This window comes from Rhodococcus sp. HNM0563, from assembly GCF_012726195.1.
In the GTDB taxonomy this organism is placed as follows: Bacteria; Actinomycetota; Actinomycetes; order Mycobacteriales; family Mycobacteriaceae; genus Rhodococcus.
This window is the reverse complement of record NZ_JAASAF010000001.1, coordinates 698070-721435: the sequence shown is the minus strand read 5'-3', so window position 1 is coordinate 721435 and position 23366 is coordinate 698070. Positions and strand designations below refer to the sequence as shown.

At 65.8% G+C, this 23366-nt stretch carries 25 protein-coding genes; 7 read left to right on the top strand and 18 right to left on the bottom strand.

What is annotated here, in order from left to right:
• Nucleotides 1-74: 74 nt before the first annotated feature.
• Nucleotides 75-2432 carry an Hsp70 family protein gene (locus HCA61_RS03485; protein ID WP_169686648.1) on the bottom strand — a complete coding sequence of 786 codons (2358 nt, stop codon included), beginning with the start codon at nucleotides 2430-2432 and terminating at the stop codon, nucleotides 75-77.
• A gap of 411 nt (nucleotides 2433-2843) precedes the next feature.
• On the opposite strand from HCA61_RS03485, the gene HCA61_RS03480 reads away from it, so the two are divergent.
• The gene (locus tag HCA61_RS03480) at nucleotides 2844-3326 is read left to right on the top strand and encodes a hypothetical protein (RefSeq protein WP_169686646.1); all 483 of its coding nucleotides are present in this window, start codon (nucleotides 2844-2846) and stop codon (nucleotides 3324-3326) included.
• Nucleotides 3327-3387: 61 nt separating this feature from the next.
• Here HCA61_RS03480 and HCA61_RS03475 read toward each other — a convergent pair whose 3' ends face one another.
• The 3 genes from HCA61_RS03475 to HCA61_RS03465 all read right to left on the bottom strand — a co-directional run bounded on the left by HCA61_RS03475 (nucleotide 3388) and on the right by HCA61_RS03465 (nucleotide 7449).
• Nucleotides 3388-3690 (bottom strand): hypothetical protein, encoded by a 303-nt coding sequence (locus tag HCA61_RS03475; RefSeq protein WP_169686644.1) that lies wholly within the window; start codon nucleotides 3688-3690, stop codon nucleotides 3388-3390.
• Between the two features lie 235 nt (nucleotides 3691-3925).
• The gene (locus HCA61_RS03470) at nucleotides 3926-5722 is read right to left on the bottom strand and encodes an ABC transporter ATP-binding protein (RefSeq protein ID WP_169686869.1); all 1797 of its coding nucleotides are present in this window, start codon (nucleotides 5720-5722) and stop codon (nucleotides 3926-3928) included.
• Nucleotides 5723-5727: 5 nt separating this feature from the next.
• Nucleotides 5728-7449: an ABC transporter ATP-binding protein gene (locus HCA61_RS03465; RefSeq protein ID WP_346777474.1), complete on the bottom strand. Its 1722-nt coding sequence runs from the start codon at nucleotides 7447-7449 to the stop codon at nucleotides 5728-5730.
• A gap of 163 nt (nucleotides 7450-7612) precedes the next feature.
• Here HCA61_RS03465 and HCA61_RS03460 point away from each other — a divergent pair, with 163 nt between their 5' ends.
• Entirely contained in the window at nucleotides 7613-8647 is a 1035-nt protein-coding gene (locus HCA61_RS03460) for an iron-siderophore ABC transporter substrate-binding protein (protein WP_169686642.1), read from the top strand.
• 42 nt (nucleotides 8648-8689) lie between these two features.
• Here the strand turns inward: HCA61_RS03460 and HCA61_RS03455 are convergent, their stop codons facing one another.
• Nucleotides 8690-9187, bottom strand: a complete 498-nt coding sequence (locus HCA61_RS03455) for a MarR family transcriptional regulator (RefSeq protein WP_169686639.1) — start codon at nucleotides 9185-9187, stop codon at nucleotides 8690-8692.
• A gap of 87 nt (nucleotides 9188-9274) precedes the next feature.
• On the opposite strand from HCA61_RS03455, the gene HCA61_RS03450 reads away from it, so the two are divergent.
• A complete protein-coding gene (locus HCA61_RS03450) occupies nucleotides 9275-9817 on the top strand; it encodes a hypothetical protein (RefSeq protein ID WP_169686637.1) in 543 nt (180 codons plus the stop codon).
• Here the strand turns inward: HCA61_RS03450 and HCA61_RS03445 are convergent, their stop codons facing one another.
• Nucleotides 9818-10267, bottom strand: a complete 450-nt coding sequence (locus tag HCA61_RS03445; protein WP_240958887.1) for a hypothetical protein — start codon at nucleotides 10265-10267, stop codon at nucleotides 9818-9820. It abuts the gene before it with no gap.
• Here HCA61_RS03445 and HCA61_RS03440 point away from each other — a divergent pair.
• Nucleotides 10266-10406 (top strand): hypothetical protein, encoded by a 141-nt coding sequence (locus HCA61_RS03440; RefSeq protein WP_169686635.1) that lies wholly within the window; start codon nucleotides 10266-10268, stop codon nucleotides 10404-10406. The genes HCA61_RS03445 and HCA61_RS03440 overlap by 2 nt on opposite strands.
• Nucleotides 10407-10497: 91 nt before the next feature.
• On the opposite strand, the gene HCA61_RS03435 is transcribed toward HCA61_RS03440, so the two are convergent.
• The 6 genes from HCA61_RS03435 to HCA61_RS26730 form a co-directional block, all read right to left on the bottom strand.
• Nucleotides 10498-11271 carry a 2-phosphosulfolactate phosphatase gene (locus HCA61_RS03435; RefSeq protein ID WP_169686633.1) on the bottom strand — a complete coding sequence of 258 codons (774 nt, stop codon included), beginning with the start codon at nucleotides 11269-11271 and terminating at the stop codon, nucleotides 10498-10500.
• Nucleotides 11272-11278: 7 nt separating this feature from the next.
• The gene (locus HCA61_RS03430; RefSeq protein WP_169686631.1) at nucleotides 11279-11947 is read right to left on the bottom strand and encodes a methionine ABC transporter permease; all 669 of its coding nucleotides are present in this window, start codon (nucleotides 11945-11947) and stop codon (nucleotides 11279-11281) included.
• On the bottom strand, nucleotides 11944-12963 hold the full coding sequence (locus HCA61_RS03425) for a methionine ABC transporter ATP-binding protein (RefSeq protein WP_169686629.1): 1020 nt from the start codon (nucleotides 12961-12963) through the stop codon (nucleotides 11944-11946). Before HCA61_RS03425 ends, HCA61_RS03430 begins: the two co-directional genes overlap by 4 nt.
• A complete protein-coding gene (locus HCA61_RS03420; protein ID WP_169686627.1) occupies nucleotides 12963-13799 on the bottom strand; it encodes a MetQ/NlpA family ABC transporter substrate-binding protein in 837 nt (278 codons plus the stop codon). Before HCA61_RS03420 ends, HCA61_RS03425 begins: the two co-directional genes overlap by 1 nt.
• A gap of 64 nt (nucleotides 13800-13863) precedes the next feature.
• Complete coding sequence (locus HCA61_RS03415) at nucleotides 13864-14886, bottom strand: isopenicillin N synthase family oxygenase (protein ID WP_169686625.1); 1023 nt, start codon at nucleotides 14884-14886, stop codon at nucleotides 13864-13866.
• A gap of 415 nt (nucleotides 14887-15301) precedes the next feature.
• Nucleotides 15302-16129, bottom strand: coding sequence for an NUDIX domain-containing protein (locus HCA61_RS26730; RefSeq protein WP_346777473.1), 828 nt, complete (start codon nucleotides 16127-16129; stop codon nucleotides 15302-15304).
• 175 nt (nucleotides 16130-16304) lie between these two features.
• Between HCA61_RS26730 and HCA61_RS03400 the strand changes: the two genes are divergently transcribed.
• Entirely contained in the window at nucleotides 16305-17048 is a 744-nt protein-coding gene (locus HCA61_RS03400; RefSeq protein ID WP_169686865.1) for a class I SAM-dependent methyltransferase, read from the top strand.
• 155 nt (nucleotides 17049-17203) lie between these two features.
• On the top strand, nucleotides 17204-17548 hold the full coding sequence (locus tag HCA61_RS03395; RefSeq protein WP_169686623.1) for a hypothetical protein: 345 nt from the start codon (nucleotides 17204-17206) through the stop codon (nucleotides 17546-17548).
• A gap of 222 nt (nucleotides 17549-17770) precedes the next feature.
• Here the strand turns inward: HCA61_RS03395 and HCA61_RS03390 are convergent, their stop codons facing one another.
• The 3 genes from HCA61_RS03390 to HCA61_RS03380 form a co-directional block, all read right to left on the bottom strand.
• Nucleotides 17771-18190: an NUDIX domain-containing protein gene (locus HCA61_RS03390; RefSeq protein WP_169686620.1), complete on the bottom strand. Its 420-nt coding sequence runs from the start codon at nucleotides 18188-18190 to the stop codon at nucleotides 17771-17773.
• A gap of 113 nt (nucleotides 18191-18303) precedes the next feature.
• Nucleotides 18304-18720: a GNAT family N-acetyltransferase gene (locus HCA61_RS03385; protein WP_169686618.1), complete on the bottom strand. Its 417-nt coding sequence runs from the start codon at nucleotides 18718-18720 to the stop codon at nucleotides 18304-18306.
• A 127-nt stretch (nucleotides 18721-18847) separates the two neighbouring features.
• Entirely contained in the window at nucleotides 18848-19411 is a 564-nt protein-coding gene (locus HCA61_RS03380) for a GNAT family N-acetyltransferase (protein ID WP_346777472.1), read from the bottom strand.
• 99 nt (nucleotides 19412-19510) lie between these two features.
• Here HCA61_RS03380 and HCA61_RS03375 point away from each other — a divergent pair, with 99 nt between their 5' ends.
• Complete coding sequence (locus HCA61_RS03375) at nucleotides 19511-20122, top strand: DJ-1/PfpI family protein (protein ID WP_169686614.1); 612 nt, start codon at nucleotides 19511-19513, stop codon at nucleotides 20120-20122.
• A gap of 71 nt (nucleotides 20123-20193) precedes the next feature.
• Here the strand turns inward: HCA61_RS03375 and HCA61_RS03370 are convergent, their stop codons facing one another.
• The 3 genes from HCA61_RS03370 to HCA61_RS03360 all read right to left on the bottom strand — a co-directional run bounded on the left by HCA61_RS03370 (nucleotide 20194) and on the right by HCA61_RS03360 (nucleotide 23350).
• Nucleotides 20194-21081 carry an acyl-CoA thioesterase II gene (locus HCA61_RS03370; protein WP_169686612.1) on the bottom strand — a complete coding sequence of 296 codons (888 nt, stop codon included), beginning with the start codon at nucleotides 21079-21081 and terminating at the stop codon, nucleotides 20194-20196.
• Complete coding sequence (gene pyk / locus HCA61_RS03365; protein WP_169686610.1) at nucleotides 21078-22499, bottom strand: pyruvate kinase; 1422 nt, start codon at nucleotides 22497-22499, stop codon at nucleotides 21078-21080. The genes HCA61_RS03370 and pyk overlap by 4 nt, the downstream gene beginning before the upstream one ends.
• Nucleotides 22500-22567: 68 nt before the next feature.
• Nucleotides 22568-23350 carry a TM2 domain-containing protein gene (locus tag HCA61_RS03360; protein WP_206039629.1) on the bottom strand — a complete coding sequence of 261 codons (783 nt, stop codon included), beginning with the start codon at nucleotides 23348-23350 and terminating at the stop codon, nucleotides 22568-22570.
• Nucleotides 23351-23366: the final 16 nt, after the last annotated feature.

The following is a 23366-nucleotide window of genomic DNA, read 5'->3' as shown; positions in this document are numbered from 1 at the left end:
GCGAGGCAACGGTGACCCGCGCGATCGGGGGAAGGCCTCGAAGCGTCGGTGCAGTGACCCGGTACTTCACGTGGTCAGACGGGAACTCGCACCGGTACCGCACTCGCCGTCGTCGATTCGTTGCCCAGTTCCCCGTTTCCGTTCTCGCCCCAGCAGAACACCTGCTCGTCAACCGTGGTCGCGCAGGTGTGCACGGCACCGGTCGTGATGGCCGTGGCTGCTGCAGGCAGTGTCACGCGAGTCGCTTCGGTCGAGTGGGTGCCGGGCGCGCTGGTGTGCTGACCCCAGTCCGTCGTGCCCCAACAAGAGACGGCGCTGTCTTCGGTCAGCGCGCAGGTGTGCCGCAGGGACGCCGCGAGCGCAGCGGCCCCGGACAGCGAAGCCTGCACGGGTTCGGATCGCGAGTCGGTGGTGCCGTCCCCGAGCTGGCCCCAGCCGTTCTCACCCCAGCAGTATGTCCGGGTGTCTTCGAGTGCGGCGCAGGTGTGTCCCCGCCCCGCCGCGACGAACGCGGCGGGCCCGGGGAGTTCCACTTGCAGCGGGTCGGCGATCGCGACGTCGGAGTCGTTGGTGTATCCGCGGCCGAGTTGGCCGGACGTATTCGCGCCCCAGCAGAAGACGTCGCCGACGACGGTGGACGCGCACGTGTGGTTGCCACCTGCTGCCAGCGACGTCATGGTGGGCAGGTCGATGCGGTGGGGCGATTCGATCAGGTCCGTCCCCTCCTCGCCGATCTGGCCGTTGGTGTTGCGGCCCCAGCAGTAGCCTTCGCCGCCGTCGGTGAGGGCACAAGTGTGGTCTTCCCCTGCGCTCAGTGCGGAGACTGCGGCAGGCATGTCGATCCGCACCGGTTCTGAACTCGGGTCGGTGGTGCCCGTGCCGAGCTGACCGAACGTGTTGTATCCCCAGCAGTAGGTTTCGCCATTGTCGAGTGACGCGCAGGTGTGTTCGCGACCCGTGCCGAGTGCGGAAACGGGTCCGGGGAGTTCGACCGAGACAGGTGAGTATCGGGAATCGGTGGTTCCGTCGCCGAGTTGACCGGAGGCGTTGAGGCCCCAGCAGCTGACATCACCCCGAGAATCTGCGCAGGTGAACCATCCTCCTGCGGAGACGGTGAACACGTCGTTCTCCGCAAGCGACGGCGCAGGCCCTCCGCTGGCCGTACCGCCGTCACCGGCGCCCGAATCAGGCCAGTAGACCGCCACACCGATGGCGGCAGCGATCACCGCCACTACCGCACCGAGCACCGTGAGAGTTCGGGCGGACGTGCGGATACGGTCCGGCTCCGGCCGAGGCGCACGCACCGGCACGGTGGGGGCAGCCGCGGGCCTGCCGGAGCGGCCAGTGGCGACGAGCGCGCCCCGCGCGACGACGGTTTTCGGGTCGTCGAGGGTCGCGACAGGGCCGACCTGCCCAAGCATGCTGTGCACCAAGGGGATCCGTGAGGAACCACCGGTAAGATAGATGGCCTGCAAGCGATCATGCGGGACTCGCCCCTGGGTCAGCGCGGTGCGGACGAGGGCGGCAGCCTGCTCGACCTGGGGGGCGATCAGGTCTTCGAACTCCCCACGAGTCAGGAGCAGATTCTCGCGCCACGGGCCGCCTGCGGCGGATACCGTCGCGGACGGCGCATCCGAGAGCACTTCCTTGGCGCGACGCGCGGACTCCTCCAGGGCCCGTCGCGCCTGCAACTGGTCGGGACCGGATCCGCGCAGGTACTCGGCGAGTTCAGGGTTGAGGTCAGCGAGCTGGGACTCGGCCCAGTTGCGGACGAGAGCGTCGAAGTTCTTACCGCCGAGTCCGTTGTCGCCGACGGCGGTGACGACCTCGAATTCGGCATCCGGGGTACTACGCAGGATCGCTACGTCGACAGTGCCGCCGCCGAAGTCGAACACGGCGATCGCGGATCCTGCCGGGACGGGAGTGCTGCGGGAGTAGAAATGCGCGGCGGCGCGCGGTTCGGACACCGTCACCACAGTCGATGGATCGATGCCTCCCTGGGCGGCTGCATCGGTGAGCACAGCAACCACGTCCGCCGACCATCCTTCGGGGTGCGTGAGTGCGACGCGGGAGGGGGGGATGCTGTTGTTGTGACGCAGTGCGCGGTGGTAGACCGTGCCGATCACTGCTGCGAACAGGGCTGTGCGGGGAACGGGCGTGCCGCGGACCGAGACGGCAGGCAGACTCACGAGTCGCTTCGGTGACGGAACGAACGCGCCCGGGTCAGAATCAGCAGCATTGACCGCGGCATCGCCGACGAGGATGTCGCCGAGCGACCGCACCGGCACCGACCGGACGAAGACGGACGACGCCATGAGATTGCTTTGATGTGTCAACGAGAGCGTATGGATGCCCGTTCGTGCATCGGTCACGGCGGCAGCTGTGTTGGACGTACCGAAATCGACCGCCAGCGACCATTCTCCGATGCTCATGGCTCACGAGAGTAGGCGACGGCACGCGACCATACAGACCCCGTGGCGCCTCCGGCGCGCGGAACACCGATCGAGCGTTGCTGCGTGACGGAGACTTCCCCGGGCCGCTGCTGTAGGTTCCCGTTCTCGATGTCAGTTTCTCGATCTCGTGTCAGTTGCCTGTAAGTGGCGTGTCGCTTTCTCGATTTCGTGTCAGTAGCGGGACCCTGAAAAGACTGCCTGGACCAGCGAGGTTGAGGTCGGGTACGTGCAGGACTCCGGCGCCTTGCCGCAACGGCCGACGCCGCGGGCCCGCACGGGTAGGTTCTATTCCAGGTAGTCCACTCGGTACTGCCCGAGAGGACCACCGGATGGCGTCCTCATCGGATCCGGCACCACCTTCTTCGGCCGTCGCCATGCGAAGCTGAGAGTGTGTTCTCACCTGAGACGAACTACCTGAATGTTTGGACGTTTCCGATCACCGGACCGGATGCACCGGACGACGCTCCGATGAATATCGTCGGTGCGTGCCACGCCGTGGGGCGAGATCTGCAGTGCCGCTGGCACGGCCCCGACACCTACGTGCAGAACTGCCTGTGGACGGTGTCGCTTCTCGACACCGACTACTGTCACCTCATGCTCGAAGCCGGGCCGCGGCCACGGCGCAAAACGACGGGTACCGTGGCGCTGAAGGGTTTCGGATTTGGCGGTCTACACGTCGAGCAATCGGTGCAGGAGCTGACCGTCCTCATCGCCGGTGAGGTGCAAGATCAGCTGGCCAGCGGGATGCCGTTCGTACAGTGGCCAATCAACGAACAACGAATGTTGATGCCGACGTGCCGCGACGGACACGCTGTGTGGGTGGTGCGCAGTTCTGATCACGTGATCGCCGAAATCGGTGCGCTGTGCGGCTGAACCGCGAGTCAGTTCGCCGCCCTACTGACACGCTCGGCACGAACCTACAGCTGCGCTGCGTCTAGGCGACGGAGTGTTTACCACGCCCCCGTACTGCGACTGCTCCCCGCGGATGCGTTCGGCGCAGGTTCCGGACTCGTTCACCAGCGGTGTGCAGCCGACCTGCTGCCGGCCCCGGCGTGATCATCAGGTACGCCACGACGACGCCCACACCCGTGAGCGCACCGTAGAGAACACCTGCCACAACGGATCCGGTGACCATGACCACCGTCGTTCCGACGATGAGTGCTGCGGACAGAACGAGGATGGCCAACGCTCTGCCCTGTGACGACCGGTCCCCCGACTCGGCGTGATGTTCGCCCATGATTCCCTCCCGTTTCCCACCCCGGAGCGGACTCGATCGCATCTCGTCGACAGAGCCGAGCCTGACCGACGCGACCGCGGTATCCGAATGGACCGAAAGTTCCGCTCTTCATCCGCCAGGGCCGGGCCGGCATCGTAGCGGATAACAAAACACTACCAAATGTGATGAAAATCTCGCAACTACCCTGTGGTGCGTCACCAAGCTGTTGTAACGAGGGGAAGACCGGCCTTATTCGTCATTCGTCATTCGTCGCGCCCTCGGGCGTCCTGCCCTCCGGCGCGTCGTTGCCCGACCAGGTGGCCCACAGCCGCGCATACTGCCCTCCTGCAGCAATCAATTCTTCGTGGGTTCCCGATTCGCAGACGAGTCCGTGCTCGAGCACGACGATCCGGTCCGCGGTGACCGCCTGGGTAAGCCGGTGCGCTACCACCAGCGAGGTCCGGCCGAGCACCGTGACGGCCGCCGAACTCTCGAGATCCCTGGCCCCAGCACTTCCGGCTTCGGCAGTCGCCTCGTCGAGGATCACGATCGCGGGGTCGGCAAGAAGGACGCGGGCGAGCGCGAGTTGCTGCGCTTGTGCGGCAGTGAGCCGATGACCGCCCTCGCCCACCACCGTGTCGATGCCGCCGGGCAGCGCACGAACCCAGCCGGACGCACCCACCTCGGCGAGCGCAGCATCGACCATCCGGTCGTCAGCGTGCGGCACGGCAAGTCGCAGGTCGTCGCGCAGTGTACCTGCGAAGGTGTGTACCTCCTGGGTCACGATCACGAGACGATCGCGGAGTGTTGCTGCGAGCTCGGCAAGCGGCACTCCGCCCAGCAACACCTCACCCGAGTCCGGGGTGATGCTGCCTGCTGCAATCGCCGCGAGTGTGCTCTTGCCCGACCCGGTCGGGCCGACCAGTGCGATCCGCTCGCCAGGGGCAATCGTCAGGTCGATGCCGTGGAGTACCTCGTGCCCGTCGTAACCGTGGCGGATGCCGCTCAGCCGCAGGCCCGAATCGGTAGGTACGCGAGGGTCGGCCACCGGCCGCGTGTCCTGGATCGAGACGACGCCGACCAGCCGCGCCAGACTCGCACCGGCCGACTGCACTTCGTCGAAGGTGAACAGGATCGCACCGAGCGGATTGAACAACTGGTGAAACAGGAGCGCCGCGGCGGTGACCTGACCGACCGAGACCGACCCGTCGTCGACCAGTACGAAGCCCGCGGCCAGGATGCATGCCAGGCTCACGAACTCGGCGCGATTTCCGCGGCTCGCGAAGCGCGCGAAGATCGAGAACACATCGATGCCGAGCAGCCGCGCGCGGTCGGACGCTTGGTCCACGCGGTCTCGGTGTACAGCTTCGGCTCCATAGGCCCGAACGGTGCGCTGCCCCTGGATGCTGCTGATCAGGGCCTGGGATCGCGCTCCCATCGCCACACGCTGCGCGGCGTATCGAGGAGCGGACCGGGGCAGGTACCACCGCAGCGCCAACGTGTACATCGGCACGGCGATCGCGCCGGCCAGTCCCAGGCGCCAGTCGATTCCGACCATCGTCGTCAAGCTCACCGCGACGAGGAACAGCGCGGAGATCACCGGCGGAACAGCCTCGGAGACCGCCTTGTCGATCACGGCGACGTCGTCGCCGACACGGGCGAGAACGTCACCCTTGCCTGCCTGCTCGACTGTGCGCATCGGTAGTCCCAGTGCGCGTATCACCACCGCTTCGCGCAGGCGCGCAAGCACAGTGGACCCCAGCACCGCGACGAAATACCCGGCAAGGCCGGTGAACACGCCCGCTGCGATCGCCGCAATCGCGATGATCGCGACGATCCCGCCGAGTGCGGACATCGGCGCCGACTCTCGAACGCGGTCGACGAGTACCCCGAACATGTAGACGGGTAGCACGGTGGCGGCGGCGCCCAGCGCGGCCGTGACGACTGCCGCTGCAGCGACCGCTGATTTCCGGCGAACCGCCCGACCGAGCCAGGCCCACGATTCGCGCGCGGTAGCGACCGGAAGTAGGCGGCGGTCGGCGTCGGGGCTCATCTCGGTCATCGAATGACCGCCGCCTGGTACACCGCGTCGGTCTCGGCGAGTCGGTGATGAGTCTCGGTGACGACCGCGCGACCGTCGTCGATCACGACGACACGGTCGGCGGCGGCGAGAAACGCGGGGCTCGAGGTGAGGACGATCGTGGTACGCGGGTCAGTTCCGTGCCGGAGTTCGAGGAGGCCCTCCGCGATGTTCGATTCGGTGACCGAGTCCACCGCGGTGGTGGGGTCGTGCAGGACAAGCACCGGCGGGTCGGCGACGAGCGCCCGCGCCAGTGCGATGCGCTGCCGCTGACCGCCGGACAGCGTCGTGCCGTCGTCGCCGACCGGGTGATCGAGTCCGGCGGCATGCAGGTCCACGACGTCGCGGGCAGCGGATGCGTCGAGCGCGCGTTCGAGGTCGACCGACGTGGAAGGACCACGTCCCGCGGTGATGTTGGATCCCAGGGTGCCCGCGAACAGGAACGTATCGTGCGGTTCGGCAAGGATCAGGGTGCGGGCCAGCTCGATCGGAAGATCGCGGGCGGGCACCGATCCGACAGTGAACGTGCCGCTGTAGTCGTCAGCAGGGACCTGCGAGGACAGCAGCGCGAACACTGCGTCGGCGTCCTCCGGCCGGTACGCCACGATTCCGACGAACTCACCGCGTTCGACGGTGAGGTCGAGACCCTCGAGCGTCCGGTACCGGAGATCGGCGAGTTCGAGTACCGGCCCCCGCTCACTGTGGGTCACGTCGTTGTTGCCGGGGTGCAGCAGCGGCGCGCTATCGAGCACGCGCGCCACGCGGTCGGCCGACCCGCGTGACGCTGCGACGATCGCTGGGACCCGAGCCAACGTAGTGAGCGGCTCTATCAGGAATTGAGCAAGGCCCACGACCGTGATCACCTCGGCGAGGCCGATCCGGCCGCTGAGTGCCAGCCACCCCGCCCAGCCTGCGACCGCTACGGCAAGCAATGCGCTCGAGGCGGTGGAGACACCCGCGAACAGCGAGCGGACCTTCGCCGCGCTGAGCGTGGCGGTCAGCGCGTCGGCGCTGACAGCACGGAATCGCTGCCCTGCTTCGGTCTCACCGCCGATGCCGCGCAGCGGACGCAGTCCGGTGACGAGGTCTGTCGCGACGGCCGACGCGGTTCCGATGCGGGCCTGCTGCTCGGCCGTACGGTGTGCGATGACAGGTGCGGCGAAGTGCAGTGCCGCCAGGAGCGCGGCGGTGCCGACGAGAACGCCGAGCCCGAGCGGCACATCGATCACGAACAGGATCACTGCCGTCGCGATCACCGCGACCGCGCTCGCAACAGCCCGGGCGACGAGGTCGAGGATCCATGTTGTGCGATCGGCGTCCGAGGTGGCAACGGAGAGCAGTTCTCCCGCGCGCATCTCGGTGCGGACACCGCGCGGGCGCAGGAGGGTGTCGGTGACCTCGACGCGGAGCCGGTGGCCTTCGCCTTCCATCGCTGCAACGACGAGGCGCGCGCCGAGACGCCAGGAGTAGGTGAGGGCAGTGAACAGCAATGCGAGTGCGATCAACCAGCCCACCATCGCGGTCCGGTCGCCTGGGGCGATTGCGTTCGCGACGATCGCGCCGATGGCGACCGGGACGAGCGCCTCGAACAACTGGTGCAGTCCGCACAGCACCACGGCAACGGTCATGCGTGCGCGGTGTCGACGCAGGATCTGCCACATCAGCGCGTTTCCGCGCACCGCCTGGTGCAGCTTGTCCACCGAATCTCCTGTCTGTGCCGGGTTCACCCTAGGTGAGGAAGGTGCCGAGGACTCGTCCGCCGCCTGAAGTTTCAGAATTTTTGAAAGTCATAGCTAGGTAAGGCTAGGCTGACCCGACAGTTCGGTGGGACGTCCCCTCGCCCCGCCCCGTCGAAAGGTATCCATGCACAACAGACTCGGCCGTGCCCTGCGCCGGCCCCAGCTCATCGCGATGGTCGCAGCCGGTGCACTCCTGCTCGGGGCATGCTCGAGCGGTGACAGCGGATCCGACACTGCCGCGTCCGGCGACTTCGAACCGGTGACCATCGAACACGCTCTCGGCACTGCCGAGATCACCGAGGCCCCCGAACGCATCGTCACGCTCGGAATGGGATCCGCGGAGACAGTGATCGCACTCGGCACGGTCCCGGTGGGTATCGAAGAGTACCCGTGGGGCAGCGACGAGACCGGTTATCTGCCGTGGATCCACGAAGAACTGACCGAGCGCGGCGAAGAACTACCCGCCCAGTTCACCGGCGGAACGGAAGTCGATATCGAAGCGATCGCAGCGCTGGAACCCGATCTGATCCTCGCTCCGTGGTCCGGAGTCACCCAGGATCAGTACGACATGCTCGAGGGCATCGCACCGACCGTCGCCTACCCGGAACTGCCCTGGACCATCACCTGGCAGGAGCAGATCGAGACGATCGGCACCGCGATGGGTAAGCACGACGAGGCCCTCGACCTCATCACCGAGATCGACGACACGTTCGCAGATGCAGCCGCCGAGCATCCCGAATACCAGGACGTGAGCTTCTCCTACATCTACAACACCGGCCCCGCGACGCTCGGCGTGTTCCTCGCAGACGAGCAGCGTGTCGCGATGGTCCGTGGACTCGGACTCACCGTCGACCCGGTCGTGGACACCCTCGAGGAGACCGAGGGCACCGACTCGTCGGTCATCGGACTCGAGAACGCGCATCTGCTCGCCGACTCCGACCTGATCTTCACCTTCTACAGCGATCCCGGCAATCGCGCCGAGATCGAGGCACAGCCGGTCTACCAGCAGATCCCGGCAATCTCGCGGGGTTCGATCGTGGCTCCCGAAGAACAGCCGTTCGTCACCGGGTCGTCGATCATCAACCCGCTCACGGTGCCGTGGGCCCTCGACCGTTACGTTCCGCTGATCGACGAGGCTATTGCGAAGCTCGACCGGTAGCCGGCCGGCACACCGAGAGGGTGAGGCGGACTTTGCTCCGCCTCACCCTCTTTCGTCGTCGCGTGCCGCCTTGAACCGCTTCCACTCGGCACCGAGTTTGCGGTTGTCCAGCAGCCAGCCCATGTAGTCGCGCATGTTCTCGACCCGGACATGCGCTGCCGATTCCGGGTTCACCCGCGCGAGCGCTTCCTCGGCGAGGGCCCGTTGGCTACGCAGATACTCTTCCTCGATGTCGAGGAAGCCGCCCCAGACGTCGTCGGCCATCACGAAGAAGTGAGCGCGCTCGCCCGTGCGGCGGACCCGCTGCACGAACCCGCGCGCGACGAGACGCCGTGTGTACGTCGATACCGAGCCTCGACTGGTTCCCAGAGCGCGGGCGAGTTCGTCGGCACTGACCCCACCGGATTCGTCGACGAGGAGGTATCCCGCGATGCGCCCTTCGATTCTCGATGCTCCACCTGTCTGCCAGTAGTCGGCGAATCGTTCGACGAACCACGACCGAATGTCGTCGGCGTCCTCCACCCCGCGGGAACTGCTCATGACAGATATTGTCGCAACCCGCTTCTCGTCCCCTGCGGGGGCGGTGCGTCCGCGGACCTCGGTACGGTCTCGCGATAGTCTTCGTGCATGGCCGGGAACGTGAGCATGCGAATAGTGCGTCTGCGAGCACTGATCGACCATCCTCGTACCGGCGACGGTGAACGCGCCGCGGCGCAGCGCATGCTCGACCGGATCCTGACCACCACGCGCATCCCGCAGGGATCCGGCGACCGGACATACGGCACGAGGCACCACCGTGCCGGCCGACACGCGAGCGTGTCGCGCATAGCCGAGATGATCCGTGAGGACATCGCACTCACGCGCGTGGCCTTCACAACGTCGACGCAATCAGGACAACCCGCCATGTCCGACCCGATCGCCGATGCCCCCGCCGAGATCATCTACACGGTCTCGGCTCCCCATGATTCCGAGATCGTCATCGCTCTCGACAACGTCCCGCAGGAATGGGGATGGGTTCCGGAATACGGCATCGCGACCGTCGGCCCAGCACTACGAGCGCTCGTCGACGAACTCGCCGACCTCATGAACCGATACAACCGCGACGGCGCGGATATCGGTAAACGCTTCTTCGGCCGAGTTCGCGTGGGCGGTGAAACCCTGGTGTGGTGATCAGCGGACGGTGACGATGCCGTCGTCGAAAGTGATCGTGCCGTTCTCGAAGGCACTGACCTTCACTCCATCGATATCGATCTCATCGCTCGTCGGGTAGCCCAGTGCCCCCTGACTTCCACCGAGCACGTTCCACTTGTTGCGTATCTCGCCCCAGACGATATACGGCGGGTTACCGTCCTTTTGAATGATCACACCACCGACGAACCACTGGTATTTTCCGTCAGGGTTGGTCTTCTCGGCACCCAACGGCTGTCCGAGGTCCGCCTTCTGAGGCGCGGTCGCTGCGGAATATTTCTCCAGAAGGCTTCCCGACACCGTGTACTCGACTCCGTCGGCACCCAGCATCGTTGTGGAATAGGTCGCCGACGCGGACGACTCATTCGAATCGAACGGCGAGAACTGGGTTGCCACGAGAACAGTCGCGACCAATACGAGCAGAACTCCCATGGTCGCCAACAACTTCCAGCTCCGAGCGAACCGACTACGTCGCTGGTCCACCACCGGAGCAATCGACGGCGGCGCAGACGCGACCGCGGGTTCCAGCGGTGCCGCGGACGCGACCACAGGTTCCGGCGGACTCAGCTGACGCTGACATACGCGTGGGCTCCTGCCCTATCACTCCGCCCACTCGAACCGAGCTTGCCGACCGGACCATCATCGCCTGGTGACGGAGATCCTCATCGTGCACACCCGGTACTCGAGGCATCGACGAACCGGTGATCGTGAAGTGTCGGAACGCACGTGCTGCCTCGCACCTCCGAGGCGATCGCAACGTCGTCAGCGAATCCGATCGAGGCGAGTTCTCGACCCGAAGCACAGTCGCGGAGGGCACCGGTGACTCGATCGGCGATTGCGGCCCATGCGCAGCGCGCTTGATCGGCTTCGGGTGACAACGACTGCGGTCCGCATGTCTCCACCAATTCGGCGATCACCGCGCCCGCGCCCCACAGATCTTCCACTGCCGGCCGCAAAGAGCCGTCAGGCCACTTCTCCCCCGCCGCGACGACAGCGACCACAGCGGTCGGATGCTGCCGCGTGATCCACTCGGCCACGGCATGGAAGTTCCGCAGCGACGCACCGAGACATATCGACGTCGCCGACTGCAGTGTGTAGGCGATCGACGATCCGTTCGGCGACGGCAACACCAGCCGCTCGATTCCGCGGGCCGCGCGGATCGTGCCGGGCGACAGACTCACCGTGCCTTCGGTGCCTTCACTGCGCCGCACCGCGAGCGCGGCGTCGTGTGCGGCCGCGTAGTCCGCCGCGGTCTCGTCCCTCCAGCGGTACGGCAGAACCTCGATGCCTGCGTCGAGCGCGACGGACAGCGTCGTGGTGAACGACAGGACATCCACCACGACCGCGACATCCGCTGTGTCCGCGATCGCAGCGGCGCCCGTCGCACCCCAGTCGAATCGGATCCGCGAATCGAACTGCCTATGTGTGGTGTTCATCCGAGCATCAACGTCGGTGTGCCATTCGTCTGATGATCGTGTCGCCGATCGACTGCATGATCTGCACCATCACGATCAGCACGACCACGGCGACGAGCAGCACCGGGGTGTTGAAGCGCTGGTAGCCGTAGACGAGCGCGAAGTCGCCGAGACCGCCTGCCCCGATCACACCCGCCATCGCCGAGTATCCGACGAGTAGGACCAGGGTGAGTGTCGCGCCGGACACGAGCGCGGTCGTCGCCTCCGGAAGCAACACCTTGCGCACGATCTGCGTGTTCGTCGCACCCATCACCTCCGCCGCCTCAACGCGTCCGCGGGGCACTTCGCGCAACGCGGATTCGACGATGCGCGCGAAGAACGGGATTGCGCCGATCGTCAGTGGCACAATCGCGGCGGTGGGTCCGATCGCGGTGCCGACGATGAACCGGGTCACGCCGATCAGGGCGATGAGCAGGATCAGGAACGGCAGCGAGCGGAACAGGTTGACGACCACCCCGAGTACACCGTTGATCAGCGGCTGTGGCCACAGCCCCGTCGGACCGGTGATCTGGAGGATGATCCCGACGAGTATTCCGCCGATCACGGTGAGCACAAACGAGACCCCGACCATGTAGAGCGTCTCGAGTGTCGCGACCCAGACTTCGGGAAATACCTCGTACCAGGCGGTCTTGTTCATTCGGACAACCCCTCGAGGTCGGTGTCGGTCCCCCACGACAGCGTCAGGTGCTCACGTTCGTCGACGAATCGGGCGATCCGAGCGCGATCGACGCCGACGTCGAAACGCAGGCGCAGCCTGCCGACGGTACTGTCGCCGACCTTCTCGACGCGACCGCCGACCACGGCGACGCCGGTGTCGAGTTCGCGGATCATCTCCGACAGCCACGGCCCGTGTGCGTCGTCGCCGATCGCGGTGACGAGCGCAGTGTCGCTGATCGCCCCGGCCGACGGATCGTCGCCCACCGGTACGATCGCGGCGCCCAGCGCCGAGCCGGGGTCCGCAACGAGATCGGCGATGCGACCGGTTTCGACGATGCGGCCGGCTTCGAGCCTGGCCGCGGAGGTGCATACCCGCCGGAGTACGCCGAGTTCGTGGGTGATGATGACGACGGTGACTCCCAGGCGGCGGTTGATCTCCGCGACGAGATCGAGGATCTGGTCGGTGGTGTCGGGATCGAGCGCGCTCGTTGCTTCATCGCACAACAACACGTCGGGTTCGGCGGCGAGCGCGCGCGCAATACCCACGCGTTGCTGCTGTCCACCGGAAAGTTGCGAGGGGTACGACTTCTCTTTGCCTGTGAGACCGACGAGATCGATGAGCTCCTTGGCACGTGCCCGTCGATCGGCTTTGCCGACTCCGGCGACTTCGAGGGGGAACTCGATGTTGCCGACCACGGTGCGCGAGTGCAGGAGGTTGAACTGCTGGAAGACCGTCCCGATGCGGCGCCGCGCCGACCGTAGCTCGCTTCCCGACAACGTCGACAGGTCGTCCCCGCCGAGCAGGATCCGTCCCGAGGTGGGTTTCTCCAGCAGGTTGAGACAGCGCAGCAGTGTCGATTTGCCCGACCCCGACGGTCCGACGACCCCGAAGATCTCGCCGTCGCCGATCTCCAGGTCGATGCCACGCAGCGCCGCGACCTCCCCGGCGCCACCGGCACCGGGGAAGGTCTTGACGAGGGAGTCGACGACGATCATCAGTTCGCCGGGTGCACCGGGACCACGGAACCCGCATAGGTCTCGTCGATCCAGGCGGCAGTCTCGGGGGATTCGAGTGCGTCGGCGAGCGCAACCACGATCGGGTCGTTCTCGTTCTCGGCGCGGACCACGAGGAGGTTGGAGAACGGGTTGTTCTCGACCTCTTCGGTGTAGATGGAATCGTCGGTCGGGGTCAGACCCGCTTCGAGCGCGTAGTTGGAGTTGATCACCGCGGCGGTGACCTGCGGGTCGTCGAGCTGGCGCGCGAGCTGGGGGCGCTCGATCGGGATGAACTGCAGGTTCTTCGGGTTCTCGGTGATATTCGCCTCGGTGACGACGGACAGGTCGGCCTCGGTGAACGGCACATCCATCTTGATCAGGCCGGCGGATTCGAGCAGGTACAGCGCACGCGCGTAGTTCGTGGTGTCGCGCGGGATCGCGATCGAGTCGCCGTCGGCGATCTCGTCGAGCGATTTGACCTTGTTCGAGTAGAGGCTGATCGGCTCGAGGTGCACATCGGCGACGGCGACGAGGTCGTCGACTCCGTTCTGCTTCTGCCAGTCCACGAGGTACGGCTCGTGTTGGAAGAAGTTGGCGTCGACATCGCCGGCGGCGAGCAGCTCGTTCGGGTCGATCTCACCGGTGACCTCACGAATGTCGAGCGAGTAGTCGCCGAGGGCACCGCTGTTCACGACCTGCTCGAGGATCTCGACGTGCGGGGTGGAGGACGCGGAGATCACGAGGGTGTTCTCGTCACCGCCCGAGGAGCCACAGGCCGCCAGGCCCAGACCGAGGACAACAGCTGCCGATGCGGCGGCGGTGCGGCGCAGGAACATCGTTTCTACCTTCCATGGGTGGAGACCGGTCCGCGGCGCGGTACCGGGTGGAGCCGGCGATGAATCACCGGACGAACGCACTGGCCAGTTCTGCGTGGTAGCGCTCGGTGACGTTGGGGTGTGCCCGCAGTCTCGACTTCAAGGCGTTGAGTCCGTACACAGAATGCAAGGTACCGCCGTGGACGTCGGTGCCCACGCCTTTCGCGGCAGCGGCCAGGTCTGCGGACAGCGGGACGGTGGGCAAGGCCTTGTCGAGTCCGGGGTTGAGGAAGAACGGTAACGACACGCGGTCCGACCCTGCGGGCGGCGGCAGCACGCGGTGCACAGTGGCCTTGAGGTAACCACCGGTCGCCACTTCGAGTAGTTCACCGATGTTGACGATGAAGTGTCCTGGAAGCGGGTCGATGTCGAGCCACTCGCCGTCACGTTCGACCTGGAATCCGCCGCTGCCGGGTTCGGGGTACAGCAGGGTGAGCGCACCGACGTCCTTGTGGCTGCCGACGCCCTGACCCGTGACGGTCCGGTCGTGCCCTGGGTACCGGGCGATCTTGAGAAGCGGATCGGGATCGGCGAACGCGTCGTCGAAGAATCCTGCTGGGGCGCCCAGTGATTCGGCCCATGCGCGGAGCAGGATCAGACCGACGTCGCTGGAGCGTGCGATCCATTCCAGCGCCAGGTCGCGCAGCTGCGGCACTTGCGACGGCCACAGGTTCGGCCCGTGCAGTACGTCCCAGGGTCGCTCGGGGTCGATACTCGTGACCGCAGCGCGCTCGGGCCCGATGTCGAGTTGCTCTCGCCAGTCGATGTAGCCCTGAGTCCGCTCGCCGCCGACGCGGGTATACCCACGGAAGTGGGGTGAGTACGAGTTCTCGATCTCGAGTTTGTCGACATCGGGGAGAGCGAAGAATTGGCGTGATGCAGCGATGAGGCGCTGCGCAAGCGTCTCGTCGATACCGTGTCCGGCGAGGTAGAAGAATCCGATCTCGTGGGTGACGATCCTCAGCCGCTCGAGGAGTGCCGCGCGTGTGTCCTTACCGCCGTCGAGGTCGGTGAGGTCGATGATGGGCAATGTTGCCGAGCCGGGCATGGTGGATCCTTTCGAGCCGAGTCGCACCGTCGCGGAACAGAACGGGTGCAATCACGGGATTATTCCGGCGCCGAGATCGAACCCGGTGGCCGGAACAGGCAGAACATTCGGGAGGTCGCTCGCGCAGGCCTGTCAGAAGCAGCGGCAACAGCGACACGCGGGAGCGACGACGCCCACCATGCGTGTGCTCACGAACTGCGCGCGATCTTTCCCGAACATGGTGCTCAACGCTAGCCCCGAAAGCATCCGGAGGGCAAATTGCCTCATTCGTCGGGAGGGCCCCCATTCGTCGGGACCGCACTGCATATCGAAGATCGGAACGCTGCCCGTCAGGCTCCGGCGCGGATCCGTGCGCATCCGAGACCGATCGTGGCCACGACCCTGCCGATGGGGAAAACGCCGCGCACGAACAAGCTCAGAATCCGATGCAGTGAAGGGGCTCCAGGTGGCCGGTGCGCAGTGCGTCGAGCACAAACCCTTCGTGCGGAACCATCGGAGTCGGAAGTTCCTCCCCATCGAACCATTTCAGATCTGCCGCCTTCTCCGGCTCCATCAGTCGCGGCTCGGACGACCAGTGACGGCACTCGACAAAGAAGTCCACTCGGTGATCCTTGTAGGAGAGACCGGGACGCTGCCGACGATGCAATGTAGTCAGCGCCACGAGATCACCGGGATCAACCACCATTCCGAGCTCCTCAGCGCACTCACGAACAGCAGCATCGAAAACCGACTCACCCCGCTCGACGTGGCCCGCAGCAGCGTGAGCCCAATGCCCGTCCAAGTAGCCGGTCCCCTCGCGCAACTGGAGCAGGACCTGCTCACGACCGCCACACTCACGACGGAACACCACATAGACAGCCGGTACCAGCTGAAAGCGATCATTCACCCGCACACGGTAACGGGCACCGGCGACACACAACGCCAGAGAGAGCACCTGTTCAGAAGCGCCGCGGCCGAGTCGGTACTCCTCGTACTGGTCGAGGCGGTGACCATCGACGCTGAACAGCGTCTGCCGAGTCCACACCACCGGGCCCAGGCGCGACGCCGGAATCGTCAGCCCGGTTTCCTCCCACACCTCCCGTACAGCGGCCTGCACAGGGTCTTCACCTGCTTCGACGCCGCCACCGACCGTGAACCACCACCGCGCGCCCGGTGTACGTGGATCGCGGCCACACAACAACAGCAGCCGATCGCAGTCGTCGACAAGGAGAACACGTGAGGTCGAACGCTTCTGCGGTGCCACGGTCGACCACCATATTCAAAGCGGCCGCAATGATCACAGAGGCGCCCCTTCGACTCGCGTCGACTACACCACCGCTCGGGAGTGTCCAGAAGCACCGCGGCGCAGCCCGCGTTTAGTCTGGGCTGCCAGTAGATGGTCGGCAGTCAACGGATCGAACGGAGACGGTGTGAACTCGATGATGCAGGCACGCTCCTTCGGTGCGGCGGCATCCGCGTACCGGACGGGGCGTCCGTCGTATCCGTCAGAGGCGGTGAGGTGGCTACTGCCGACGGGGGCGGACCGGGTGCTCGATCTCGGTGCCGGATCCGGTCAGCTCACCCGCAGCCTCATCGAGCACGTCCCGGACATCGTGGCCGTGGAGCCGTCCGCTGGCATGCGCGAGGAGTTCACACTCGCCCTTCCTGATACTCCGGTGCATGCCGGATCTGCAGAGCACATCCCACTCGACGACGAGTCCGTCGATGCCGTGTTGGTCGCCCAGGCATGGCATTGGGTCGACCCTGTTCTCGCGGTGCCGGAAGTGGCTCGTGTCCTGCGGAGCGGCGGGCAGCTCGGCCTACTGTGGAATGTCCGTGATGAGCGCGTGGACTGGGTCGCCGAGATGGGCGAGATCATGCGCACCAGCGAGGAGATCGATATGCGCACCGATAATCCAATAGTTGGCCCGCCATTCGCGGAACTCGAACGTGCAGACTTCGAATGGACGTTCCGCCTCACCCGCTCGGGATTGCTTGATCTGGTCGCCTCGCGCAGCTACATCATCACGATGGATCCGGTGTCACGCGCGAAGGTGCTCGCTCGCGTCGAGGCGCTTGTCGACAGCCACCCGGACCTCGCCGGCCGCGACGGGATCGACCTGCCCTACATCACCCGATGCAGCCGCACACGAAAAGCCATCACGATAGAACCGCCCGCGTGATCGCCAAATCCTGTTGACCAAGCCGACGGCGGCGAACCGACGTTGGGGCAAGTCGTCTCTGTCCCGCCGGGTACTCAACGCCGACGCGTACAACGAACTGCCGCCACCGTTCCCGCCTTGATTGATGACACGGCCCCGAGGCTGTCGTGGTTGCGGTGAGCCGAACCGCTACGACCAAAGGAACTGGAGGCAGCCAGGTAATCCAGCACTGCACTGCAGACGTTGCCGCGGACCTGACCGACGGCGCCGCGGTCGGTGACAACCCGATAGCCCGCGAGGATGATGACGGTGTCCACACCGAGGTCGTGCAGGGCACGCGTTCGGTGACGGTGCCGAAGCAGTGGCCCAGATACAAAGGGCTGGTGGGACGTTCACCGGGCACCACGGCTGGGACACGGCCGATGCGCTCGAGACACCCACGAGTACTCATCGAGGTCCCTATCGATCAGTGGCTGCTGGCAGTCTCCGCCGACGACTCTGCGAAGCTCGTAGAGAAATAGCACCAGCGCATCCGCCGGGGCGTGCAGCAACCTTGGACAGATGTCGGTGTCGTACAGACCAGCCCTTCCGAACAGGTGCTCTTACCGCTCCCATCGACGCCATCGACCGCGATGAACGCTCGACCAGAGGGAAAGCCTCGTCTGCGATGATCGCGACGGTCTCGCTCGTTGCTACCTGGCCCGTGCAATGGTGCTGAATTCCGTTGCCGCCCGACATGTCCGTCACACAAGCCCGTCCAGGATCTCGGCAACGCCGGTCGGGTAGAAGGGTCGGTGCGGCTCACTGATCGGAACCCATCGAATCGGGCTTCCTTCGTCAAGCACCCGCAGCCGCGCATCCAATGGAATCGCATCGATCTCTGCTGACTCAACCGCGAAGACATGAGCGATCTCATGTCCCGGCTTGCCCTCGTACTCGAAGATGTTCTCGACCACTGCAAGTAGTTCGACAGCTCCGAGCGTGACGCCCAGTTCCTCAGTGAACTCCCGTCGCAGCGCGGCCTCGGCAGTCTCGCCGAATTCGATGCCACCTCCGATCGCGCGGTGAAACGCTTCGCCGGTCACCCGGTCCATACCCTCGAGCACGAGAACGTGCCCCGAGCGGTTGGGCAGCCCTACCGAGATGTTCCTGATCGATGGCACGCGTTCACTGTAGGACTACGCAATCCCCCACCGCCTAGACCAGTGCAGGATCACGGCGAGACCTGCCCCTACTCCACCTCACCAGGTAGATCCGCCGCCCCACCCCATTCTCGTCAGCGCCGCAGCGTCACTGCGAACCGCTCGACACCCGGATACAACTCCCCCAACGACTCCACTTCGAACCCCAACGCCCGATAGAAACCCAGCGATTCGCCATCGGTCTGCGCCTCGACCACCCCCGACTCGCAGTGCTCACGCACCCACTCGACCAGCGCCGCGCCCGCACCCGAGCGACGAACCTGCGGGGCAGTAGCGATGTGCACCAGCTCAGTTCGCTCACAGCCCGGGATGTAGCCCACCACGCCGACAACATCCCCAGCAGCACGCGTTACAGCCACACTCACCCGCCCGAATCGGTACGGCTCCAACGCCCGAGATACGCGATCGCTGCCTCCACCGATCGCCAACTCCAACAAAGCAACAACCGTCGCGTCCACACCGTCGACCGACTCGACCACCCACACAACCATCACCACACGCTACGACGACACCTGCACCCCGGAGGCATGCCATCACCCAGGTCACAACACAATCATGCAAGGGCCGGCGACGGTGAATCCCTCGACAGCGCCGCCACCTCGGTGGGTCAACAGGTGATCAGACACGGATGCTCGGGGTATACCGAAGCAGGTTGGAGTCCCGCTCCTCGAAGCCCAACCGGCGGTAGAGGCGGTTGGCCTCCTCCCGCGACGCACGCGAGGTCAGATCGACCGTCCGGGCGCCGAGTTCGGCTGCCCGGTCCATCGCGGCACGGGTCAACGCGGCGCCCGCCTGCTGCCCCCGCGCTTCGGCGTCCACCACCACATCCTCGATCCACGCCCGGACTCCGGTCAGGATGGGGAAGACCACCAAGGTCAAGGTCCCGACAACGCGGCCGTCCAGCCGGGCGACGAAGAGAGTGTTCGCCGGGCACCCGACGACGTTGCGGAGCGTCTCGACCGTCACCGGTGCGGCAGAGCGGGACAGTTGAGGAACCAGACGCGCGAAGGCGGCGACGATCTCCTCGGTGACTTCGCTGACCTGCTGAATTTCTACAGTCATGGTTTTCCTCAGTGCAATGCGGATGACACCGCGTCGGGAATCGGATTGCGGGGGCAGCCCAGTAGACCAGTTCGCCGACGACCTACCGGACTCGGACCGGGAACAGGCGCGGCACCGCACGGCACGCGAACGCTCTGGTCTGCAGCGCGGGTCACGTCGCACCCGAGATGATCGACAATTATTGACAGCACACTGCCTCAATGGCACGACACTGTCATTATGCGAACAGTTCACCTTGCCCTGTACGACACACTCGCCGACTGGGAATACGGATACGCCGTCGCGGGAATCAACAATCCCGAGTTCCAGAAGAGCCCCGGAAGTTTCGCCGTCACCACGGTCGGCGCAACCCGCGCTCCGATCACGACGAGAGGAGGGTTACGGATCATCCCGGATCTGACCGTCGATGAACTCCGGCCGCACGACAGCGCCATGCTGATCCTTCCGGGCAACGACATCTGGAATACCGACGCGTACGCCCCGTTCACCGGCAAGGCCCGCGAGTTCCTCGACGCAGATGTCCCGGTCGCTGCGATCTGTGGCGCCACCGGCGCCCTGGCCTCCGCCGGCCTACTCGACGATCGCACCCACACCAGCAACGCGGCCGAGTTCCTCGAAGAAGTCGGCTATGGAGGCAGCGCCCTCTACCGTGACGAACCCGCGGTGGCCGATCGGGGCCTGATCACCGCCTCCGGTGTTGCTCCCGTCCATTTCGCGCGCGCCATATTCGACCAGCTCGACATCTACGAACCGGAGGTCCTCGACGCATGGTTCGCGTTGTACGCGGACCGCGACCCCGCGGGCTTCTATGCGCTGATGGAACAGCAGTAGTGACCACGCCGGACCGACCCAGACCGGACTCGACTCGATCGCCGAGGACTGATCCGCATCGGCGATCGCACTCAGGAGCGACGTGGGAAGTGCCGCACGAGCCCTTCCTGCACTACCGTCGCCACCAATTCACCTTCGAGGGTGAAGTAGCGACCCGTCGCCATGCCCCGCGATCCCGCGGCCACCGGAGATTCCGTGGCGTACAGGTGCCATTCGTCGAAACGCAGCGGGCGGTGGAACCAGATCGAGTGATTGACCGTGGCGGCGACGATGCGATCCAGCCCCCACGACAGCCCGTGCGTCGTCAGAATCGAATCGAGCACCGTGGTGTCGGACCCGTAGGCGAGCGTTGCGACATGGAGCATCGGATCGTCGGGTAGGTCGCCATCGGGGCGCATCCACACCCGGTTGTGGTTCAGGCGTTCACCGGTGCCCCGAAGCACCCACGCCGGGTCGTTCGCGTAACGCATGTCGATGGGCTTGAGTGCACCGACGAAGTGCGGCAACTGCTCTTCGAAGCCGCGAAGCCTGTCACCGATCGGCGGAAGAGCTTCCGGCATAGGCACTTCGGGCACCTCGACGGAATGTTCGAGGCCTTTACCCCAGCGCTGGAATGCCACGAGCATCACGCACAGCTCACGGTCGTCCTGCACGGCGGTGACCATGCGGTTGGCGAAATCGCGGCCGTCACGATGCGAGGTGACGTGATATTCGATCGGTGCTTTGACGTCGCCACCCCGGATGAAATGGGCGTTGAGCGCATGCACCGGCCGATCACCGACTGTGCGCCCGGCGGCGATGAGCCCTTGTGCGACGAGTTGACCCCCGAACGTACGAGACCCGGTCTGCTTCGGGTGCTGCCCCACGAAGACGTGCTCCTCGGTCTGCTCGAGATCGAGCAGACCGAGGAGCACGTCGAGGTCGCGGGAAGTATCCCCCGCGGACTCATGGTTTGTCACCGAGTGTCCTTCTCCCCCAGTCGGTGCACGTGGATGAGGTTCGTCGACCCGGAGCGTCCCGGAGGCGCGCCAGCGACGATGACGACGAGGTCGCCGCGCTGGTACCGGCCCAGCGACAGCAACGCGAGGTCGACCTGTTCGACCATCTGATCGGTGGTGTCCACCGGTTCGACCGAGAACGTCTCGGTGCCCCATGTCAGCGCGAGCTGGTTGCGGATGTGCGGTACGGGCGTGAACGCAAGCAGAGGCAGCCGGGTGTGCAGGCGCGCGAGGCGGCGAACGGTGTCGCCCGACTGGGTGAACGCCACCAGAGCCTTCGCGTCGAGGCGCTCACCGATGTCGCGCGCCGCGTAGGAGATCACGCCGCGCTTGGTGCGCGGCACGTGGGTCAGCGCAGGCACGTCCGTCGAGTCCGACTCGACCGCGGAGACGATCCGCGCCATGGTCTTGACCGTCTCGATCGGGAACTTGCCGACAGATGTCTCACCGGAAAGCATCACCGCGTCGGCACCGTCGAGCACCGCGTTGGCGACATCCGAGGCCTCGGCGCGGGTCGGCCGAGAGTTCTCGATCATCGACTCGAGCATCTGTGTCGCGACGATGACCGGCTTGGCGTTCTCGCGCGCGATCTGGATGGCGCGCTTCTGCACCAGCGGCACCTCCTCGAGGGGAAGCTCCACACCGAGGTCGCCGCGCGCCACCATCACCGCGTCGAAGGCAAGAACCACGGCCTCGAGGTTCTCGATCGCTTCGGGCTTCTCGAGCTTGGCGATGACCGGGAGGCGAAGCCCGACCCGGTCCATGACCTCGTGCACGAGTTCGATGTCCGCCGGGGAGCGGACGAACGAGAGGGCAATGAAATCGACTCCGAGCCGGAGCGCGAACTCGAGATCGGCAATGTCCTTCTCCGACAACGCCGGAACGGACACGTTCATGCCGGGAAGGGACACGCCCTTGTTGTTGCTGACCGGTCCGCCCTCGGTGACGCGGCAGATCACGTCGTTGCCCTCGACGGACTCGACGACGAGACCGACCTTGCCGTCGTCGACGAGGAGCCGGTCGCCCGCGACAGCGTCCGCCGCGAGTTGCTTGTAGGTGGTCGACACCCGATCGTGCGTGCCCTCGACATCGTCGACGGTGATGCGCACGATCTCGCCGTTCTCCCACACGGTGCGCCCCTCGGCGAAGCGTCCGAGACGGATCTTCGGGCCCTGCAGGTCGGCGAGGACACCCACTGCGTTCCCGGTGGCCTCGGCGGCCGCGCGGACACGGTTGAAGTGGCCCTCGTGTTCTGAATGTTCTCCGTGGCTGAAGTTGAGTCGGGCCACGTTCATGCCGGCATCTACGAGTTCTCGGAGAACATCGGGATCGGCAGTCGCGGGCCCCATGGTGCAAACAATCTTGGTGCGTCGGGTCACGAGACGAGCCTAGTCCCCTCTATCCTGCGCCACCATTTCGCATCGGTTACCGGCTGGTAGCCGCTTCACTAAGGTTGCAGCGGACGTCCATGGTTGTCGCGCACCTTGCCGGTGAGCATCATGATGCCGTCGATCAGCGGCCAAATGCCGCCGATACCGCAGGTCAGCCACGTGACAGCGATCTGGGCGATCGCCATCCCGGGCTGGTCGAGGTAGAAGCGGCCGGCACCGAATGCGCCGAGCAGAATCTCGAGAAGACCCGCTGTGACCTTGGATTTGTCGGAGAACGGCTCACCTGTGTAGGGATCGCGGCCGTAGGGTGCGGATGGATCGACGAATCCGGCCGGTCCGCCGGGGTAGGCGGGCGGTGGTCCGTACGCACCGTACGGTTGCGGGTTTCCGTAGGGATCATGCGGGACACCGGGCGGGTTCGGCGGCAAATACCCGGGGGCGCCGCCGATCGGGTACTGCGGATCGGGAGTGCCGTAGACCGGACCCGGCGTGCCGTACTGCGGCGGGAACCCCTGCTGCGGACCGTTCGGGTACGAGTGTGGTGCAGCTGCACCGAACTCGGCGCTTCCGGGCGCAGGATAGTCGGACTGCGGGTTCTCCGACGGCGGCGGGTAGCTCGGTGTCGTACCCCACCCCGGGCCGTTGCCCATTCCCGAGTAGGTATCCCACCCCGGCCCCGGCGTACCGACGGATCCACCGAGCGATTCCGGGGTGGGCGGCTGCTCGGACAATGATGCCTGCGCAGTCGCGTCGTAGTCGAAGGTCCTGCCGAACTCGTGGGTGACCTCGGCAGAGTTCTCCGGAGGTGACTGCGGTGCGGAGTCGCTCTTCTTACGCAGATCCGGCCCGTCGACA

Bases quoted from the DNA above. Each gene is read 5' to 3' on its own strand.
- HCA61_RS03435 (WP_169686633.1), bottom strand. From the start codon at position 11,271: ATGAACACCACACATAGGCAGTTCGATTCGCGGATCCGATTCGACTGG.
- HCA61_RS03420 (WP_169686627.1), bottom strand. From the start codon at position 13,799: ATGTTCCTGCGCCGCACCGCCGCCGCATCGGCAGCTGTTGTCCTCGGT.
- HCA61_RS03430 (WP_169686631.1), bottom strand. From the start codon at position 11,947: ATGAACAAGACCGCCTGGTACGAGGTATTTCCCGAAGTCTGGGTCGCG.
- HCA61_RS03485 (WP_169686648.1), bottom strand. From the start codon at position 2,432: ATGAGCATCGGAGAATGGTCGCTGGCGGTCGATTTCGGTACGTCCAAC.
- HCA61_RS03385 (WP_169686618.1), bottom strand. From the start codon at position 18,720: ATGGTTGTGTGGGTGGTCGAGTCGGTCGACGGTGTGGACGCGACGGTT.
- HCA61_RS03470 (WP_169686869.1), bottom strand. From the start codon at position 5,722: ATGAGCCCCGACGCCGACCGCCGCCTACTTCCGGTCGCTACCGCGCGC.
- HCA61_RS03450 (WP_169686637.1), top strand. From the start codon at position 9,275: ATGGCCGGGAACGTGAGCATGCGAATAGTGCGTCTGCGAGCACTGATC.
- HCA61_RS03415 (WP_169686625.1), bottom strand. From the start codon at position 14,886: ATGCCCGGCTCGGCAACATTGCCCATCATCGACCTCACCGACCTCGAC.
- HCA61_RS03375 (WP_169686614.1), top strand. From the start codon at position 19,511: ATGCGAACAGTTCACCTTGCCCTGTACGACACACTCGCCGACTGGGAA.
- HCA61_RS03440 (WP_169686635.1), top strand. From the start codon at position 10,266: ATGGTCGCCAACAACTTCCAGCTCCGAGCGAACCGACTACGTCGCTGG.
- HCA61_RS03475 (WP_169686644.1), bottom strand. From the start codon at position 3,690: ATGGGCGAACATCACGCCGAGTCGGGGGACCGGTCGTCACAGGGCAGA.
- HCA61_RS03400 (WP_169686865.1), top strand. From the start codon at position 16,305: ATGATGCAGGCACGCTCCTTCGGTGCGGCGGCATCCGCGTACCGGACG.
- HCA61_RS03455 (WP_169686639.1), bottom strand. From the start codon at position 9,187: ATGAGCAGTTCCCGCGGGGTGGAGGACGCCGACGACATTCGGTCGTGG.
- HCA61_RS03460 (WP_169686642.1), top strand. From the start codon at position 7,613: ATGCACAACAGACTCGGCCGTGCCCTGCGCCGGCCCCAGCTCATCGCG.
- HCA61_RS03425 (WP_169686629.1), bottom strand. From the start codon at position 12,963: ATGATCGTCGTCGACTCCCTCGTCAAGACCTTCCCCGGTGCCGGTGGC.
- HCA61_RS03445 (WP_240958887.1), bottom strand. From the start codon at position 10,267: ATGGGAGTTCTGCTCGTATTGGTCGCGACTGTTCTCGTGGCAACCCAG.